General features: G+C 66.3%; 13 protein-coding genes and 3 rRNA genes. 1 reads left to right on the forward strand and 15 read right to left on the reverse strand.

Annotated features, from left to right (window positions below):
• Positions 1–6: 6 nt before the first annotated feature.
• The 15 genes from OHA73_RS20150 to OHA73_RS20220 form a co-directional block, all read right to left on the reverse strand.
• Positions 7–1,083 (reverse strand): NAD-dependent epimerase/dehydratase family protein, encoded by a 1,077-nt coding sequence (locus OHA73_RS20150; protein WP_266711273.1) that lies wholly within the window; start codon positions 1,081–1,083, stop codon positions 7–9.
• A 282-nt stretch (positions 1,084–1,365) separates the two neighbouring features.
• The gene (locus OHA73_RS20155) at positions 1,366–1,464 is read right to left on the reverse strand and encodes a 30S ribosomal protein bS22 (RefSeq protein WP_003948845.1); all 99 of its coding nucleotides are present in this window, start codon (positions 1,462–1,464) and stop codon (positions 1,366–1,368) included.
• A 150-nt stretch (positions 1,465–1,614) separates the two neighbouring features.
• Entirely contained in the window at positions 1,615–1,824 is a 210-nt protein-coding gene (locus tag OHA73_RS20160; RefSeq protein ID WP_266711274.1) for a helix-turn-helix domain-containing protein, read from the reverse strand.
• Between the two features lie 129 nt (positions 1,825–1,953).
• Positions 1,954–2,769, reverse strand: a complete 816-nt coding sequence (locus OHA73_RS20165) for a phosphatase (RefSeq protein WP_327655764.1) — start codon at positions 2,767–2,769, stop codon at positions 1,954–1,956.
• 236 nt (positions 2,770–3,005) lie between these two features.
• Positions 3,006–4,181 carry an acetoin utilization protein AcuC gene (locus tag OHA73_RS20170; RefSeq protein WP_267070086.1) on the reverse strand — a complete coding sequence of 392 codons (1,176 nt, stop codon included), beginning with the start codon at positions 4,179–4,181 and terminating at the stop codon, positions 3,006–3,008.
• A complete protein-coding gene (locus OHA73_RS20175) occupies positions 4,132–5,385 on the reverse strand; it encodes an MFS transporter (RefSeq protein ID WP_443063100.1) in 1,254 nt (417 codons plus the stop codon). The genes OHA73_RS20170 and OHA73_RS20175 overlap by 50 nt, the downstream gene beginning before the upstream one ends.
• Before the next feature lie 70 nt (positions 5,386–5,455).
• Positions 5,456–6,100, reverse strand: coding sequence for an HAD family hydrolase (locus tag OHA73_RS20180; RefSeq protein WP_327658491.1), 645 nt, complete (start codon positions 6,098–6,100; stop codon positions 5,456–5,458).
• A 72-nt stretch (positions 6,101–6,172) separates the two neighbouring features.
• Positions 6,173–6,289 (reverse strand): 5S ribosomal RNA (rrf, locus tag OHA73_RS20185).
• A gap of 91 nt (positions 6,290–6,380) precedes the next feature.
• Positions 6,381–9,502 (reverse strand): 23S ribosomal RNA (locus OHA73_RS20190).
• A gap of 303 nt (positions 9,503–9,805) precedes the next feature.
• Positions 9,806–11,331 (reverse strand): 16S ribosomal RNA (locus tag OHA73_RS20195).
• Together the 16S, 23S and 5S rRNA genes form the textbook arrangement of a ribosomal RNA operon.
• Positions 11,332–12,022: 691 nt before the next feature.
• The gene (gene proC, locus OHA73_RS20200; RefSeq protein WP_266711277.1) at positions 12,023–12,847 is read right to left on the reverse strand and encodes a pyrroline-5-carboxylate reductase; all 825 of its coding nucleotides are present in this window, start codon (positions 12,845–12,847) and stop codon (positions 12,023–12,025) included.
• A 120-nt stretch (positions 12,848–12,967) separates the two neighbouring features.
• A complete protein-coding gene (locus OHA73_RS20205; RefSeq protein ID WP_327655765.1) occupies positions 12,968–13,705 on the reverse strand; it encodes an ABC transporter permease in 738 nt (245 codons plus the stop codon).
• A gap of 30 nt (positions 13,706–13,735) precedes the next feature.
• Positions 13,736–14,521, reverse strand: coding sequence for an ABC transporter ATP-binding protein (locus tag OHA73_RS20210; protein WP_327655766.1), 786 nt, complete (start codon positions 14,519–14,521; stop codon positions 13,736–13,738).
• A 633-nt stretch (positions 14,522–15,154) separates the two neighbouring features.
• Positions 15,155–15,652, reverse strand: coding sequence for an EamA/RhaT family transporter (locus OHA73_RS20215; protein WP_327655767.1), 498 nt, complete (start codon positions 15,650–15,652; stop codon positions 15,155–15,157).
• Between the two features lie 72 nt (positions 15,653–15,724).
• Positions 15,725–15,970, reverse strand: coding sequence for a peptidase (locus OHA73_RS20220; RefSeq protein WP_443063220.1), 246 nt, complete (start codon positions 15,968–15,970; stop codon positions 15,725–15,727).
• Between the two features lie 249 nt (positions 15,971–16,219).
• Between OHA73_RS20220 and OHA73_RS20225 the strand changes: the two genes are divergently transcribed.
• On the forward strand, positions 16,220–18,331 hold the full coding sequence (locus OHA73_RS20225; RefSeq protein WP_443063221.1) for a protein kinase domain-containing protein: 2,112 nt from the start codon (positions 16,220–16,222) through the stop codon (positions 18,329–18,331).
• The last annotated feature ends 20 nt before the right edge of the window (positions 18,332–18,351 follow it).

Genomic DNA, 18,351 nt, shown 5'->3' on the forward strand with positions numbered 1-18,351 from the left:
CGCTCCTCAGTTGGCGCTCTGCGTCGGGGGGTGGCTGGGACCTGTGCGGGCACCGCTCAGGAAGGGCAGCGCGGCGATCCGGTCGACGGCCCCCGCGAGGGCCTGCGGCGGCAGCAGTCCCGGGCCCCGGCCGCGTACGAACTCCGCGAAGGCCTCCGCGGTCGTGTACTTGGGCTCAAAGCCCAGTGTGTCGCGCATCTGGACCGTCGACACCATCCGTCCGTGCGTGAGCAGCCGGATCTGCTCGGGCGAGAAGTCCGTCGCCCCCAGCGTACGCAGCGCGCCGCCCACCCAGGTCACGGCGGGAAGGAGAACCGGGACCGTCGGCCGGCCGAGCCGCCGCGAGCACTGCGACAGCAACAGCACACCGTCACCGGCGATATTGAACGTGCCGCTGTTCAACGTGGCGCGGGCCGGCTCGTGCGAAGCGATCCGCAGCACCTCGATCACGTCGTCCTCGTGCACGAACTGAAGCCGCGGGTCGTAGCCGAACACGGTCGGCAGGACCGGCAGCGAGAAGTACTCGGCGAGCGGCGAATCCGCCGTCGGCCCAAGGATGTTGGCGAAGCGCAGCACACACACCGCGACATCGGGACGGCGCCGGGCGAACCCGCGCACATAGCCCTCGACCTCCACGGTGTCCTTGGCGAAGCCTCCGCTCGGCAGCGACTTCGGCGGCGTCGTCTCCGTGAAGACGGCCGGGTCGCGCGGCGCGGAGCCATAGACGTTCGTACTGGACTTCACCACCAGGCGCTTCACGTTCGGCGCCTTCTGGCACGCGCCGAGCAGCTGCATCGTGCCGATGACGTTGGTCTCCTTGACCGTGCCGCGGCCGCCGCTGGCCAGCGGGGTCCCCGTCACGTCCATGTGCACGACCGTGTCCACGGAGTACTCGGCGAGCACCCGCGCGATCGTCGGCTGCCGGATGTCGGCCTGCAGGAAGTCGGCACCGCCCAGATGGTGCGCCGGCGGGACCGCATCCACGCCGATCACCCGGTCCACCTCGGGGTCCCGCTGGATCCTGCGTACGAACCGGCCGCCCAGTTGTCGGGCCACCCCCGTCACGAGCACGACTTTGCCCAAGATCAGCGCCTACCTTCCGTCCCAGCCCCGCCGCGCTCCGCAATCACTGCTTGCGGGCCACGTTAGCGGTTCGATGTTGCGCTGTGATGTCTGCTCGATGCAGGAAGTGACGACGGCCACACTCGCAGGTAACGGGAGGTTCCGAAGTGAACAATTGCCTGTTCAAGGGAGCTGTCTCCCCGTGCCGCCCCCACTCGGTCGCCACCCGGTCCGCACAACGCAATGTGGCCCTCCCACCGGATGGTGGAAGGGCCACAAGGCGCGCTGTACAGCAGCTGCCGCTTACTTCTTGTTGCGACGCTGCACGCGGGTGCGCTTCAGCAGCTTGCGGTGCTTCTTCTTCGCCATCCGCTTACGCCGCTTCTTAATGACAGAGCCCACGACTACCCTCGCTCACTTCTCGGACAACCCCTGCGTTGCAGGGACAATCACTCGGTGCGGGGCTGCATTGGGGCCCACACGACCTACGAGGGGCTAGCCTACCCCGCTCCGAGCGCCGAGCAGAAATCGAGGTCCGCAGGACCCCCTGGATCAGCCTGCGTCCACCCCCACGTAGGAGTCACGGAGGTACTCATGAACCGCATTCTCCGGGACTCGGAATGACCTCCCCACCCGGATCGCGGGCAGATGACCGCTGTGCACCAAGCGGTACACGGTCATCTTCGACACTCGCATCACCGCGGCGACCTCCGCCACGGTCAGGAACGCCACCTCGGATAGAGGCCTCTGGTCAGCAGCCATGACACACCTGAACCTTCCGCACTCGACGGCCACCGGCTTCCCCTTCCGGTGACTCAACGTCGTTGCGTGCTCACTCCCCAATGTAGAGGCGGGTGATGCGAGTGGGGAAGAGGAGCAGCGATCGGCCGCCTACTGTGACAGACACGCTCGATTGAGTACATAGCGAGTAAGCGGTCGGTAGTAATCAGACCGCACAGCGTCATCAAGTGGAACGACGACGGACACCTGTCCCTCGGCCTCACCGACGAACAGGGCGGGATCGTCCGTATCGGCCAGACCGATGGCGTCAAACCCCAACTGACCTGCACCGCAGACCCATCCGTGGTCCCCGATGACCAGCTCGGGCAGCGGCTCGCCGGCCTCCGAAAGCGCACCGAGCACCAGCCGAACCGGGAGTGGTGAGTGGGTGTGCGCGCCGGTCTCACTTCGCACCGGGTACGCGCCCGGTTCTCGCACCAGCGCGACTCCTCGGTCGTAGTCGAGGTTGTACGTGCGTAGGCCGAACCGGGTCGTTATGTCGATACTCCGACCCTGCGCGGGGGTGAGGACGGGGCAGCCCACCGCCGACAGGGCGTCCGCCAACGCGGCGTAGAAACCGAGCAGTCGATGCGGATGACCCGTCCCGAACAGCACTGGGGAACGGCTCTCGGCGGCCTGGCCGAGGCGCTCCGCAAACGCGTCGAGCGCGGCCAGGGTCCGTTCCGGATCAATGACATCGTGCCCCGTGCGGTGCCCCGGGTCCCCGGAAACCCCACACTTGTCCGCCATCAACGCGAGCAGATCCCGGTGCCCCCAAGCCCACTCGGGGTCGAGCCCGAGCATCACTCGCGGATCCCGCGCCTCGAACAGGCGGTAGCTCCGCAGACTCTCCTCACGGGAGGTCGCCACGGGCCCGGCAAGCCGAGCCGCCAACAGATGCGCCCGCAGGGCGCCGACGCTCAACACCCTTGTGATGTTGCGCCATTGCCCCGCCCCGTTCCCCCACTTTCCAGCAAACACCCCACGGTCGGAGTAACGCCCTTCCGCCTTGGGCAATCTGCCTTCCCCAAGCTCTCGAACAACCTCGAGCAGGGGAGACCCCATCGGGCGGCAGGGTGGGCAAGGCGGCACCCCGGTGCAGGCCGCACCTACGGAAGGCGCCGACCCCGGCACCGCTCAAAGACCCCGGCGCCGCCCGCCGATCACGGCAACAGCCCCCGCAAGGGATACGCCGCCTTACGCGTAGCCAGAACCGCCTGGTCGAGCCGGTCCGCGGGGTCGTACCCCGCCTCCCACCCCTGATACGACACGGGCCACCGCCCATCCGTCATCCGCTGCGGAGCCAACTGCCGCGTACGGGCGAACACTTCCTGCCGCCACCCCTCAGGAATCACCGACTCGGGCGCGATCTCCCGCCCCGCCGCGATCCCCACGAGATGCGTCCACGACCGCGGCACCACATCCACCACGGCGTACCCGCCCCCGCCCAGGGCCACCCACCGCCCGTCGGCGTACTCGTGCGCCCACTCGTGGCAAGCGACCTGCACAGCCCGCTGCGCGTCCAAGGAAACGGCCAAATGCGCCAGCGGATCCTCGAAGTGCGTATCGGCCCCGTGCTGCGTCACAAGCACCTGCGGCCGGAACTCCGCCAACAACTCCGGCACCACCGCATGCAGCGCCCGCAGCCACCCCGCATCCCCGGTCCCCGCCGGCAACGCCACATTCACGGCCGTCCCCTCACCGGCCCCGTCCGCCCCGGTCTCCTCGGGCCACCCGGTCTGCGGGAACAACGTACGAGGATGCTCGTGCAACGAAATCGTCAGAACCCGCGGGTCCTCCCAGAACGCCGCCTGCACCCCGTCCCCGTGATGCACGTCCACATCCACGTACACGATCCGCTCGGCGCCCAGCTCCAGCAGCCGCGCGATCGCCAGCGCCGCGTCGTTGTACACACAGAACCCGGACGCCGCCCCGGGCATCGCATGGTGCAGGCCACCCGAGAAGTTCACGGCGTGCAGCGCGTCCCCCCGCCACACACTCTCCGCGGCCCCCACCGACTGCCCGGCGATCAGCGCGGACACCTCGTGCATCCCGGCGAACGCCGGATCGTCCATGGTCCCGAGCCCGTACGCCGGGTCGGCCGCGGCCGGATCGACGGACGCGGCCTTGACCGCCTCCACGTAGTCCTCGCGGTGCACGAGCCGCAACGTCGACTCCCCGGCCGCCTTGGCCGCGACGACCTCCAGGTCCCGGTCGAGCCCGAACGCGTCCACCAGTCTCCGGGTCAGATCAAGCCTGACCGGATCCATCGGGTGTCCGGGCCCGAAGTCATACCCCGCTACCGCCGGGTCCCACATCAATTGCGCGCGGCCGCTCATGCCCGCCACCGTATCGGTCGCCCCGCTCCCGGAACGACGGGGCGTACACCAGCGTCATCAGCACCAATGCCATGGGCACGAGCATCGCCCCGCGGTAACTCCACGCGTCCCCGATGGCCCCCACAAGCGGCGAACCCACCAGAAAGCCCACGTAGTTGAAGATATTGAGCCGCGCCACCGCCGCATCGGACGCCTTCGGGAACAGCCTCCCGGCCGCGGCGAACGTCTGCGGCACGATCACGCACAACCCGAGCCCCAGCAACGTGAACCCGAGGATTCCCACCCACTCCCCCGGCGCCAGCGCCACCACACCGAACCCGCCGGCAGCCACAACAGCCCCGAACCGCACCACGGCCACGGCCCCGAACCGCCGCACCCCCACGTCCCCGACGGACCGCCCCACCAGCGTCATCACCATGTAGACGTTGTACGGAACGGTCGACATCTGCTCCGAACTCCCCAGCACGTCCTGCAGATACTTTGCGCTCCAGTTCGAGACCGTCGAGTCCCCGATGTACGCGAAGGACATCACCAGGCAGAGCGGCAACAGCAGCTTGAAAACGATCCCGCCGCCCTGCTCCTGCTCCCGCGCGGCCGCCTCCCCGTCGGCCGCCCGCCCGTCCACGTACCACCGGCTCGCCACGAGACAGAACGGCAACAGCACGCATGCCACCGGCAGATACGACACGAACAGCGTCAGATCCCAGTGCGCCCCGACCCACGCGAGCGACGCCCCGACGATCCCACCGAGGCTGTACGCGGCATGGAAGCCGAGCATGATGCTGCGCCCGTACGCCCGCTGCAGGCTGACGCCGAGCATGTTCATCGAGGCGTCCAGGGCCCCGACGGAGAGACCGAACGCGGCGAGCGCGACGGCCACTTCGGCCATCGAGTCCCCGGCCCCGACCCCGAGCAGCGCCAGGAGCACGACGGGCTGCGACCACCGCAGCACCCGACTGGGCCGCACCCTCTTCACCAACTGCTCGGTGCCTACGCTCCCGACCCCGGCCAGCACCGGCACCGCGGCCAGAAACACGGGCAGCAGCGCGTCGGATATCCCGTACTGGTCCTGAATGGCGGGGATCCGGGTCACGAGCAACGCGAAAGCGACACCCTGCGCGAAGAAGCTGAACCCCAGCGTCCCGCGACCCCACCGCAGCCGCCCACCCACCGTGCCGGCCGTCCCGGCTGTCCCATCGGTCATGGCGGCACAGCGTAGGCCTCCGCCTTACCCGTGGGTAGATGGATCACAAAACCATGGACCGACCGTGACCTCACTCAAGCAGCCGCGGCAACTCCCGCATGTCGTCGAAGAGTTCATCGGCCCGGTCGAGCCGCTCGGCGGGCGTCATCGCGGTGAACCCGTACACATCCATCCCGGCGGCGACGGCGGCCTGCACACCGAGCGGACTGTCCTCGACGACCAGACACTTCTCGGGCGGAACCCCCATCCGCTCCGCCGCGTACAGAAACAGATCGGGCGCCGGCTTCCCGCGCCCCACATCCTGCGAACTGAAGATCCGCTCGTCCCCGAACCACTTGTCGAGCCCGGTCTTCCGGTGCCCGACACGGATCCGCTCATGGCTCCCGGAGGACGCGACGCAGTACGGCACCCCGTCGGCCGTCAGACTCTCCAGCACCTCGACGACCCCGTCGACCGGCTCCAGCTCCCGCTCGAACGCCGCGAACACCCGCGCATGAAAGACATCGTCGAAGTCCTCGGGAAGCCGCTGCCCGGTCCGCTCGAGAACCACATCGTGCACGCGGTGCATGGCGGCGCCCATGTAGTCCCTCAGGGATTCCTCGTACGAGGTCGGGTGCCCGAGCTCGGTGAGATAGCCGGCCAGGAGCGTATTGGAGATCGGTTCACTGTCGACGAGTACGCCGTCGTTGTCGAAGATGACGAGGTCATAGCGCATTCCCATATCTTCGACCCTAAACGCAGAAAAGCCCCGGACCGTATCCCGGTCCGGGGCTTTTCTTCAAAAATAGTTCGGCGGCGTCCTACTCTCCCACAGGGTCCCCCCTGCAGTACCATCGGCGCTGTGAGGCTTAGCTTCCGGGTTCGGAATGTAACCGGGCGTTTCCCTCACGCTATGACCACCGAAACACTATGAAACTGTCAACCGCACCGTAGTCGTGGCCCGACATACGGGGTTGTTCGTGGTTTCAGAACCAACACAGTGGACGCGAGCAACTGAGGACAAGCCCTCGGCCTATTAGTACCGGTCACCTCCACACCTTGCGGTGCTTCCAGATCCGGCCTATCAACCCAGTCGTCTACTGGGAGCCTTAACCCCTCAAAGGGGGTGGGAATACTCATCTCGAAGCAGGCTTCCCGCTTAGATGCTTTCAGCGGTTATCCTTTCCGAACGTAGCCAACCAGCCATGCCCTTGGCAGGACAACTGGCACACCAGAGGTTCGTCCGTCCCGGTCCTCTCGTACTAGGGACAGCCCTTCTCAATATTCCTACGCGCACAGAGGATAGGGACCGAACTGTCTCACGACGTTCTAAACCCAGCTCGCGTACCGCTTTAATGGGCGAACAGCCCAACCCTTGGGACCGACTCCAGCCCCAGGATGCGACGAGCCGACATCGAGGTGCCAAACCATCCCGTCGATATGGACTCTTGGGGAAGATCAGCCTGTTATCCCCGGGGTACCTTTTATCCGTTGAGCGACGGCGCTTCCACAAGCCACCGCCGGATCACTAGTCCCGACTTTCGTCCCTGCTCGACCCGTCGGTCTCACAGTCAAGCTCCCTTGTGCACTTACACTCAACACCTGATTACCAACCAGGCTGAGGGAACCTTTGGGCGCCTCCGTTACTCTTTGGGAGGCAACCGCCCCAGTTAAACTACCCATCAGACACTGTCCCTGATCCGGATCACGGACCCAGGTTAGACATCCAGCACGACCAGAGTGGTATTTCAACGACGACTCCACAACCACTGGCGTGGCCGCTTCAAAGTCTCCCACCTATCCTACACAAGCCGAACCGAACACCAATATCAAACTATAGTAAAGGTCCCGGGGTCTTTCCGTCCTTCTGCGCGAAACGAGCATCTTTACTCGTAGTGCAATTTCACCGGGCCTATGGTTGAGACAGTCGAGAAGTCGTTACGCCATTCGTGCAGGTCGGAACTTACCCGACAAGGAATTTCGCTACCTTAGGATGGTTATAGTTACCACCGCCGTTTACTGGCGCTTAAGTTCTCAGCTTCGCCACACCGAAATGTGACTAACCGGTCCCCTTAACGTTCCAGCACCGGGCAGGCGTCAGTCCGTATACATCGCCTTACGGCTTCGCACGGACCTGTGTTTTTAGTAAACAGTCGCTTCTCGCTGGTCTCTGCGGCCACCCCCAGCTCATGGAGCAAGTCCAATCACCAGGAATGGCCCCCCTTCTCCCGAAGTTACGGGGGCATTTTGCCGAGTTCCTTAACCATAGTTCACCCGAACGCCTCGGTATTCTCTACCTGACCACCTGAGTCGGTTTAGGGTACGGGCCGCCATGAAACTCGCTAGAGGCTTTTCTCGACAGCATAGGATCATCCACTTCACCACAATCGGCTCGGCATCAGGTCTCAGGCACAAGCTGTCCGGATTTACCTGGACAGCGCCCTACACCCTTACCCCGGGACTACCATCGCCCGGGCTGGACTACCTTCCTGCGTCACCCCATCGCTCACCTACTACCAGCTTGGGCCGGCGGCTCCACCACTTTCCATTCCCCGAAGGGTCCGGAACGGCTTCACGGCCTTAGCATCACTGGATTCGATGTCTTTCGCGTCACAGCGGGTACCGGAATATCAACCGGTTATCCATCGACTACGCCTGTCGGCCTCGCCTTAGGTCCCGACTTACCCTGGGCAGATCAGCTTGACCCAGGAACCCTTAGTCAATCGGCGCACACGTTTCTCACGTGTGTATCGCTACTCATGCCTGCATTCTCACTCGTGAACCGTCCACAACTACCTTCCGGTGCTGCTTCACCCGGCACACGACGCTCCCCTACCCATCCATACAGGCGTTGGCCCTGTTGTATGAATGACACGACTTCGGCGGTACGCTTGAGCCCCGCTACATTGTCGGCGCGGAATCACTTGACCAGTGAGCTATTACGCACTCTTTCAAGGGTGGCTGCTTCTAAGCCAACCTCCTGGTTGTCTCTGCGACTCCACATCCTTTCCCACTTAGCGTACGCTTAGGGGCCTTAGTCGATGCTCTGGGCTGTTTCCCTCTCGACCATGGAGCTTATCCCCCACAGTCTCACTGCCGTGCTCTCACTTACCGGCATTCGGAGTTTGGCTAAGGTCAGTAACCCGGTAGGGCCCATCGCCTATCCAGTGCTCTACCTCCGGCAAGAAACACACGACGCTGCACCTAAATGCATTTCGGGGAGAACCAGCTATCACGGAGTTTGATTGGCCTTTCACCCCTAACCACAGGTCATCCCCCAGGTTTTCAACCCTGGTGGGTTCGGTCCTCCACGAAGTCTTACCTCCGCTTCAACCTGCCCATGGCTAGATCACTCCGCTTCGGGTCTTGAGCGCGCTACTAAATCGCCCTATTCGGACTCGCTTTCGCTACGGCTTCCCCACACGGGTTAACCTCGCAACACACCGCAAACTCGCAGGCTCATTCTTCAAAAGGCACGCAGTCACGACGCATTGAGTAAACTCAATGCGCGACGCTCCCACGGCTTGTAGGCACACGGTTTCAGGTACTATTTCACTCCGCTCCCGCGGTACTTTTCACCATTCCCTCACGGTACTATCCGCTATCGGTCACCAGGGAATATTTAGGCTTAACGGGTGGTCCCGCCAGATTCACACAGGATTTCTCGGGCCCCGTGCTACTTGGGTGTCTCTCAAACGAGCCGTTAATGTTTCGACTACGGGGGTCTTACCCTCTACGCCGGACCTTTCGCATGTCCTTCGCCTACATCAACGGTTTCTTACTCGTCTCACGGCCGGCAGACCGTAAAGAGAGATCCCACAACCCCGCACACGCAACCCCTGCCGGGTCTCACACGTATACGGTTTGGCCTCATCCAGTTTCGCTCGCCACTACTCCCGGAATCACGGTTGTTTTCTCTTCCTGCGGGTACTGAGATGTTTCACTTCCCCGCGTTCCCTCCACACTGCCTATATATTCAGCAGCGGGTGACAGCCCATGACGACTGCCGGGTTTCCCCATTCGGAAACCCCCGGATCAAAGCCTGGTTGACGACTCCCCGGGGACTATCGTGGCCTCCCACGTCCTTCATCGGTTCCTGGTGCCAAGGCATCCACCGTGCGCCCTTAAAAACTTGGCCACAGATGCTCGCGTCCACTGTGCAGTTCTCAAACAACGACCAACCACCCGTCACACACCAAGAACCTTGGTGCTTCACCGGGGCCGGCACTGAAGGCGACCTCACGGCCGTACCTTCAGATACCCAACAGCGTGCCCGGCCCGACCTGTTCACTCTCACGTTCCACGCCGAAGCAGTACTAGTGAAGCCAACCGATCGTGCCGAATAATCAACGTTCCACCCATGAGCAACCACCGTCGAACGTTTGCCGACGTAATGGCCCTGGACCACCAAACAATGTCTGGCGGCCTAGATGCTCCTTAGAAAGGAGGTGATCCAGCCGCACCTTCCGGTACGGCTACCTTGTTACGACTTCGTCCCAATCGCCAGTCCCACCTTCGACAGCTCCCTCCCACAAGGGGTTGGGCCACCGGCTTCGGGTGTTACCGACTTTCGTGACGTGACGGGCGGTGTGTACAAGGCCCGGGAACGTATTCACCGCAGCAATGCTGATCTGCGATTACTAGCAACTCCAACTTCATGGGGTCGAGTTGCAGACCCCAATCCGAACTGAGACCGACTTTTTGAGATTCGCTCCACCTTGCGGTATCGCAGCTCATTGTATCGGCCATTGTAGCACGTGTGCAGCCCAAGACATAAGGGGCATGATGACTTGACGTCGTCCCCACCTTCCTCCGAGTTGACCCCGGCGGTCTCCTGTGAGTCCCCATCACCCCGAAGGGCATGCTGGCAACACAGAACAAGGGTTGCGCTCGTTGCGGGACTTAACCCAACATCTCACGACACGAGCTGACGACAGCCATGCACCACCTGTACACCGACCACAAGGGGGCGCCTGTCTCCAGACGTTTCCGGTGTATGTCAAGCCTTGGTAAGGTTCTTCGCGTTGCGTCGAATTAAGCCACATGCTCCGCTGCTTGTGCGGGCCCCCGTCAATTCCTTTGAGTTTTAGCCTTGCGGCCGTACTCCCCAGGCGGGGCACTTAATGCGTTAGCTGCGGCGCGGACAACGTGGAATGTTGCCCACACCTAGTGCCCACCGTTTACGGCGTGGACTACCAGGGTATCTAATCCTGTTCGCTCCCCACGCTTTCGCTCCTCAGCGTCAGTAATGGCCCAGAGATCCGCCTTCGCCACCGGTGTTCCTCCTGATATCTGCGCATTTCACCGCTACACCAGGAATTCCGATCTCCCCTACCACACTCTAGCTAGCCCGTATCGACTGCAGACTCGGGGTTAAGCCCCGAGCTTTCACAATCGACGTGACAAGCCGCCTACGAGCTCTTTACGCCCAATAATTCCGGACAACGCTTGCGCCCTACGTATTACCGCGGCTGCTGGCACGTAGTTAGCCGGCGCTTCTTCTGCAGGTACCGTCACTTTCGCTTCTTCCCTGCTGAAAGAGGTTTACAACCCGAAGGCCGTCATCCCTCACGCGGCGTCGCTGCATCAGGCTTTCGCCCATTGTGCAATATTCCCCACTGCTGCCTCCCGTAGGAGTCTGGGCCGTGTCTCAGTCCCAGTGTGGCCGGTCGCCCTCTCAGGCCGGCTACCCGTCGTCGCCTTGGTGAGCCATTACCTCACCAACAAGCTGATAGGCCGCGGGCTCATCCTTCACCGCCGGAGCTTTTAACCCCCATCCAGGAGAATGGGAGTGTTATCCGGTATTAGACCTCGTTTCCAAGGCTTGTCCCAGAGTGAAGGGTAGATTGCCCACGTGTTACTCACCCGTTCGCCACTAATCCACCCCGAAGGGCTTCATCGTTCGACTTGCATGTGTTAAGCACGCCGCCAGCGTTCGTCCTGAGCCAGGATCAAACTCTCCGTGAATGTTTCCCCGTCATCGGGGTGACACCACGAGAGCGGAACAGTCGGAGGAATAATCCGACCGTTCACAGCGTCCTCGCTGTGCGCCTGCCGACCCAAAGGCCTGCAGGACTTTTCAAAGGAACCTCGCCCCAGCAGATGCTGGAGACGGGGTATCAACATATCTGGCGTTGATTTTTGGCACGCTGTTGAGTTCTCAAGGAACGGACGCTTCCTTTGTACTCACCCTCTCGGGCTTTCCTCCGGGCGCTTCCCTTCGGTATTTCGTGTTTCCGACTCTATCAGACCGTTTCACCGGCCGATTCCCTCGGGGTCCTGCTGGTCTTTCTCTTCGCTTTCCGGCCTTTCGGCTTTCCGGCGAGTCCGACTCTATCAGATCCTTTCGGGCCTGATTCCCAGTCAGCGGGGCTTGTCTTCGCGGCTGTTGGGCCGTTCCGACGAGTGAGACTTTAGCGGATTCCCGGCCCCCGAGCTAATCGGGGTCGCGTCCTTTCGAACGTGGATTCCTCATTTCGCAAAGACGCACGTAAATGCAGAAGACGACCGAGCAGAAGCCAGTCGTCGAGCGTTTAAGAGGTCTTGCGGAATGGTTGTCCGGGGACCGACCGGGGTCGGCGCTCACGGCGGACAACTCGGAGAACACTACGGATGGGCCCAGGGCGTGTCAACTTCACGCCCCGGGCTCGTACGCAGGTCAGCTGTTGTTGCCGGAGGCCAGTTCGCGGCTGCGGTCGCGGGCGGCTTCGAGGGCGGCGATGAGGGCGGCTCGTACGCCGTGGCTCTCGAGTTCGCGGATCGCGTTGATGGTCGTGCCGGCGGGGGACGTCACGTTCTCGCGGAGCTTGACCGGGTGCTCGCCGCTGTCGCGGAGCATCGTGGCCGCGCCGATGGCGGACTGGACGATGAGGTCGTGGGCCTTGTCGCGCGGGAGGCCGAGGAGGATGCCCGCGTCCGTCATGGCTTCCACCAGGAAGAAGAAGTAGGCAGGGCCCGAGCCGGAGAGGGCCGTGCAGGCGTCCTGCTGGGACTCGGGGACGCGGAGGGTCTTGCCGACCGAGCCGAAGAGTTCCTCGGCGTGCGACAGGTGGGCGCTCGTCGCGTGCGTGCCCGCGGAGATGACGGACATCGCCTCGTCCACCAGGGCCGGGGTGTTCGTCATGACGCGGACCACCGGGGTGCCCTCGGGGAGGCGCTCCTCGAAGAAGGTGGTGGGGATGCCGGCCGCGCCGCTGATCACGAGGCGGTCGGACGGGACGTGCTGGGCCAGCTCGTCGAGGAGCGTGCCCATGTCCTGGGGCTTGACCGTGAGGATCAGGGTGTCGGCCTGCTTGGCCGCTTCCTGGTTGGTGACCGGGGTGACGCCGTAGCGGCTGCGGAGCTCCTCCGCGCGTTCGGGGCGGCGGGTCGTGACCATGAGGTCGCTCGGGGCCCAGCCGCCGCGGATCATTCCGCTGAGCAGGGCTTCACCGATCTTGCCCGTGCCGAGTACGGCGACCTTGTGGCGGGTGTGCTGGCTCATGTGACTGGGGGCCTTCCGTGTGCGGCGTCGTCCTCGTCCCGTCGTTCAGGGGCATCCTCGCATCGGGTGTGCCCGCCGTTCACGGGTGTCCGGTGGGCGGAACGGGCGGGCGCCGGGGGCTCAGGCCGTGCGGCGGCGCAGGGTTGCCGCGCCCAGGCCGAGGACCAGGACGGCGCAGCCGGCGACGATCACGACGTCGCGGAGGTAGGTGGCGGTGAGGTCGGTGTGCTTGAGGACCTCGTTCATGCCGTCGACCGCGTACGACATGGGGAGCACGTTGGAGATCCCCTCGAGGATCGGCTGCATCTGGTCGCGGGCGATGAACAGGCCGCAGAGCAGGAGCTGGGGGAAGATCACCGCCGGCATGAACTGGACCGCCTGGAACTCCGATGCCGCGAAGGCCGAGACGAAGAGGCCGAGGGCCGTGCCGAGCAGGGCGTCGAGGAGGGCGACCAGGAGAAGGAGCCAGGCCGAGCCCGTGACGTCGAGGTCGAGGACCCAGAGGGCGAGGCCCGTGGCGAGGAGGGACTGGACGACGGCGACCGTGCCGAAGGCCAGCGCGTAGCCGCCGATCAGGTCGGCCTTGCCGAGCGGCATGGACAGGAGGCGTTCCAGGGTGCCGCTGGTGCGTTCGCGGAGGGTGGCGATGGACGTCACCAGGAACATCGTGATCAGCGGGAAGATGCCGAGGAGCGAGGCGCCGATGGAGTTGAAGGTGGCCTGGTTGCCGTCGAAGACGTAGCGGAGCAGGAAGAGCATCACGCACGGGACGAGCAGCATCAGGGCGATCGAGCGCGGGTCGTGGCGGAGCTGGCGCAGGACGCGGAGCGCGGTGGCGGTGGTGCGGTACGTGTTCATGGCGGGCTTCCCGGGGCGTCGGCGGGGGCGTCAGTGGGTGGTGGGGCGGGCGGTGTTCGTCGCGTTCGCCTCGTCGACGAGGTGGAGGAAAGCCTCTTCGACGGTGGGGGCGGCGGTGCGCTCGCGCAGGGCGTCGGGGGTGTCGTCGGCGAGCAGTTCGCCCTCGCGCATGAGGAGGAGGCGGTGGCAGCGCTCGGCCTCGTCCATGACGTGCGAGGAGACGAGGATCGTGGCGCCGCGGGTGGCGAGGTCGTGGAAGAGGTTCCACAGGTCGCGGCGGAGGACCGGGTCGAGGCCGACGGTCGGTTCGTCGAGGACCAGGAGCTCGGGGGTGCCGAGGAGGGCGACGGCCAGGGAGACGCGGCTGAGCTGGCCGCCGGAGAGGTTTCCGGCGAGGGCGTCGGCGTGGGAGGTGAGGTCTACGTCGGTGAGGACGCGGTCGACTTCGGCGTTGCGGTGGGCGGCGGCGGACCTGCCGGGGAGCAGGACGGATGCGAAGTAGGCGAGGTTCTGGCGGATCGTGAGGTCGAGGTAGACGGACGGGGCCTGGGTCACGTAGCCGACGCGGGAGCGGAGCTGGGGGTGGCCGGCGGGGTGGTCCAGGACCGTGAGGGTGCCGGTGACCTTGGCCTGGGTGCCGACGACGGCGCGCATGAGGGTCGACTTGCCGCAGCCGGAGGGGCCGAGCAGGCCGGTGATCTGGCCGCGCGGGACGGTGAAGTTCAGGTTGCGCAGGACGGGGTGGGGGCCTCGGACCACGGTGAGGTCGGTGGCTTCGACGGCGGTTTCCGTGGAGGGTGACGGCGACTTATTCATCACACGATGAATAATCCTCCGGAGGGGTGGGGGCGTCAAGGTGTGGGGGTGCGGTGGGGGGCGCTGGGCCGGGGTTTCGGGGCGGCGGCGGGGCTGGGGCCGTTGTGTCGGCGCGCGGCGCCGGGGTTTCGGGGCGGCAGCGGGGCTGGGGCCGTCGTATCGGCGCGCGGCGCCGGGGTGCCGCCTTGCCCACCCTGCCGCCCAAGGCGGCAGATTGCCCAAGGCGGTGGGCGTCGACCGCAGCAGGTGGGGAGCCGTGCGGGGCGGCGGATTACCCAAGGCGGTGGGCGTCGACCGCAGCAAGTGGGGAGCCGTACGGGGCGGCAGATTGCCCAAGGCGGTGGGCGTCGACCGCAGCAAGTGGGGAGCCGTGGTGGGCGTTGCCCAAGGCGGGGGTGGCGTCGACCGTAATGAGTGGGGAGCCGCAGCTGCCGGCGGATTGCCCAAGGCGGTGGCGGTACCCCGTCGGGCCGACGCCCCCGGAGGGGGCGGGTGGTGGGAGGTGGGCGGGGCAAATTAAGCCCCTGCGGCGATTGAGCAGCGGGGTCCGGGGCAGAGCCCCGATCTTTCCAGCCCCGCCGGCGATTGAGGCGCGGGGTCCGGGGCGGAGCCCCGTGGCGTGGGGCCGGAGGGCTACCGGCGCTTCTTCTTGGCCGGGTTGCCTGCGCGGCGCGCCGTGCGGCGGGAGTACTGGGCGCGAGCCGTCTCGTACTCCTCGCGGCGGAGCTTCTCGCCCGGGGCCTCGACCAGGCAGCGCAGGGCGTAGGCGATCAGGACGCCCACGAAGCCGATCGCCAGGAAGCCGCGCAGCGACGCCTGCTTCTCGGGGTCGTGCCGCTCGGTGAAGCCGGTGCGGGTCCGGGCGAAGGCGAGCGCGCTGCAGACCGCGAACATCACGATGAGCAGCAGGTTCACGAGGGATCCGACGTCGGCGATCGCCAGGCCCTCGTAGGCGAAGCGCAGGACGAAGCAGCCGGCGGCCGCCAGGACCAGCGCGCCCACGCCGACCGCGGCCCGGCGCAGGCCGTAGTTGCCGCTGCGGTCGACCCAGGTCGTACCGAAGAAGCGGATCTCCTCGGGCTGGGGCCCCGGGGCCGGGGAGGTGCTGGGGGTGCCGGTTTCGTCGCTCACGCCCCCGATTATCACCGGACCGGGCCGCGGCACCCGCAGCCCGGCCCCCTAGCGCGGCCCCTTTAACGCGGCTCAGGCGCAGCGCGGCGCCACGTAGCCGTCACTGCCCGTCTTCACGTACGTATCGGAGACGTACTCGCCGACGCCAATGTTGTCCCAGACCCGCGACGTGCCGTACGGGCCCGCGACCGTCTCGCCCGGCTTCTGGCAGAAGATCGGCACCTGCGCGCTCAGCGGCAGCACCCGCACCACGCGGTACTGGGTTCCGGGGCCACTGCGGACGTTCACGTTGTAGCCCGGGGCCACCCGGTAGTACATCGCCGCTGCCGCCGCTTCCACGGACTGGCTGGGCCGGCTGGACTGAGCGGACTGTTCGTCTACTGCCATGGCGTGGCGTCTCCCCGTCGAACGAAGCCCGTTCAGCGTTCATTGAGGGCCCGTTGAAATGTATGTGGTGAGCTGTCGAACACGCAGGCTAGCAAGGCTCGTTCGGCTCGTACGAACCATCGACTAGGCTCCGTGCGTCGCGCGCGCACGGAGATCGCGATGTCATCCACGGGGGTGGACATGCCGTCACACAACAGCATCGGGACCGGCGCAGAAGCGGAACTTCCGGAGTACGCCGGGCACTACCGGCTCGAGGAGCGCCTGGGTGCGGGCGGCATGGGCGTCGTACACCTGGCGCGGTCGGCGGCAGGGCTGCCGATCGCGGTGAAGGTGGTGCACGCCGAGTTCGCGGGGGACCCCGAGTTCAGGGGCCGGTTCCGGCAGGAGGTGGCGGCCGCTCGGCGGGTCAGCGGGGCCTTCACCGCGCCGGTCGTCGACGCCGACCCGGAGGCCGAACTGCCGTGGATGGCAACGTTGTTCATCCCAGGCCCGACCCTTGCCGAGCACGTCAAGCGGAACGGTCCGCTGGAGCCCGCCCAGCTGCGGCACCTGACGGCCGGACTGGCGGAGGCGCTGCGCGACATCCATCGCGCCGGTGTCGTGCACCGCGATCTGAAGCCGAGCAATGTGCTGCTCGCCGAGGACAGTCCCAAGGTGATCGACTTCGGGATTTCGCGCCCCAAGGACAGCGAACTGCGCACGGAGACCGGCAAGTTGATCGGTACGCCGCCGTTCATGGCGCCCGAGCAGTTCCGCCGCCCGCGCGAGGTCGGCCCGGCCGCCGACGTGTTCGCGCTCGGCTCGCTCCTGGTGCACGCGGCGACGGGCCGGGGCCCGTTCGACTCCGACAGCCCCTACCTGGTGGCGTATCAGGTGGTGCACGACGAACCGGATGTGTCCGGCGTGCCCGAGGATTTGGCGCCGCTCGTCCTCGCCTGTCTGGCGAAGGAGCCGGAGGAGCGGCCCACGCCGGACGAGCTGATGGCCCGGCTGCGGCACATCTCGGCGCGGTACGACACGCAGGCGTTCATACCCGCACAGCGGGAGCCGGTCGAGCAGACCAGCGCCAACTCCCGTGAAGAGACGTCAAGTTCACCGGCCACCCCGCAGAAGCGCCCCCGACCCCGCACCCTCGTCACCCTCGCCGGCATCCTCGCGCTGAGCGGCGCGCTCACCGTGCCCCTCCTCTGGGGGAGCGACCCCGGCTCGGGCACCGGCACCCGGACCGCCCCGGCCGGCTCCCCCGCCACGTTCCACCCCTGGCAGCGGAAGCTCGGCTCCGGTGCCGTGCCCGCCTGCTCGTACGGGGCCGGGAGCCTGAACTGCACCGTGCCCGGTGCGCTGGCCGTGTCGCTGGATCCGCGGGACGGCTCGGTGCGGTGGAAGCGGAAGGCGTCCGGTGGTGTCTCCGGCGGGGCGGCGCCCGTGGTGTCGGGCGGGCTGGTGCACGCGCTCACCCCGGACGGGGCCCGGCTCGTCGCGATGGCGCCCGATACGGGCAAGTCCCGCTGGTCGATGGACATTTCACGGTTCCAGGGGCAGGTGCGTCAGGCGGCGGGGCGGGTGCTCCTCGCGGCGCCCGACGGGACGCTCAGCGCGGTCGACAGCACGACCGGGAGACCGGTGTGGCGCCACCGGCTCCCCGGGACGTCGACGATCCAGCCCGCCCTCTCGTACGTCGGTGGGGGCCTGGCCTATGCGACGACGCCCGCGCCCGACGGCGCGAACACGCTGGTGAGCGCGGTGGATCCGGAGACGGGTGACGTCCGCTGGCAGCAGCGATCGCCGGGCACGGCGACCCCGATCGGGGTGTCCGACGGGGTCGTCTGGTGCGCGGAGCAGAACGCCTCGGGCGAGACCGTCGCGCTCGTCGGCCATCGCCTCACGGACGGGGCGGTGGCACGTCGCGTACGGCTGTCCCTGCCGCTGCCGTCCGCGACGGTGGCGCTGCACGGCGACACCGCGTATCTGCTCGCGGCGGGCGGCGCGCTGGTGGCGCAGGACCTCGCGTCCGGCAAGCAGGTGTGGCGGTCGGAGACTTCGGTGAGCCGGGGCTCGGCGCCCGCGGTCGACGCCGCCTCGAACCGGGTGTACTTGACGGCCCCCGACGGCCGGCTGCTCTCCGTGGACCGGCGCACGGGCCGTCCGGTAGGCCAGAGCAGCCCCCGGCCCGCGGGCCGCTCGGACCGGGTGGTGGCCGATATTCCGGCGCCGGTCGTGAGCGGCGGCCGGGTGTACGGGAGCGCGCCGGACGGCACCGTTTCCGGCGCCGCCACGGCGGACGATCCCTAGGGCCTCTCTTCGAACTTCGA

Origin of the sequence: Streptomyces sp. NBC_00483 (genome assembly GCF_036013745.1) — a bacterium.
GTDB lineage: Bacteria > Actinomycetota > Actinomycetes > Streptomycetales > Streptomycetaceae > Streptomyces.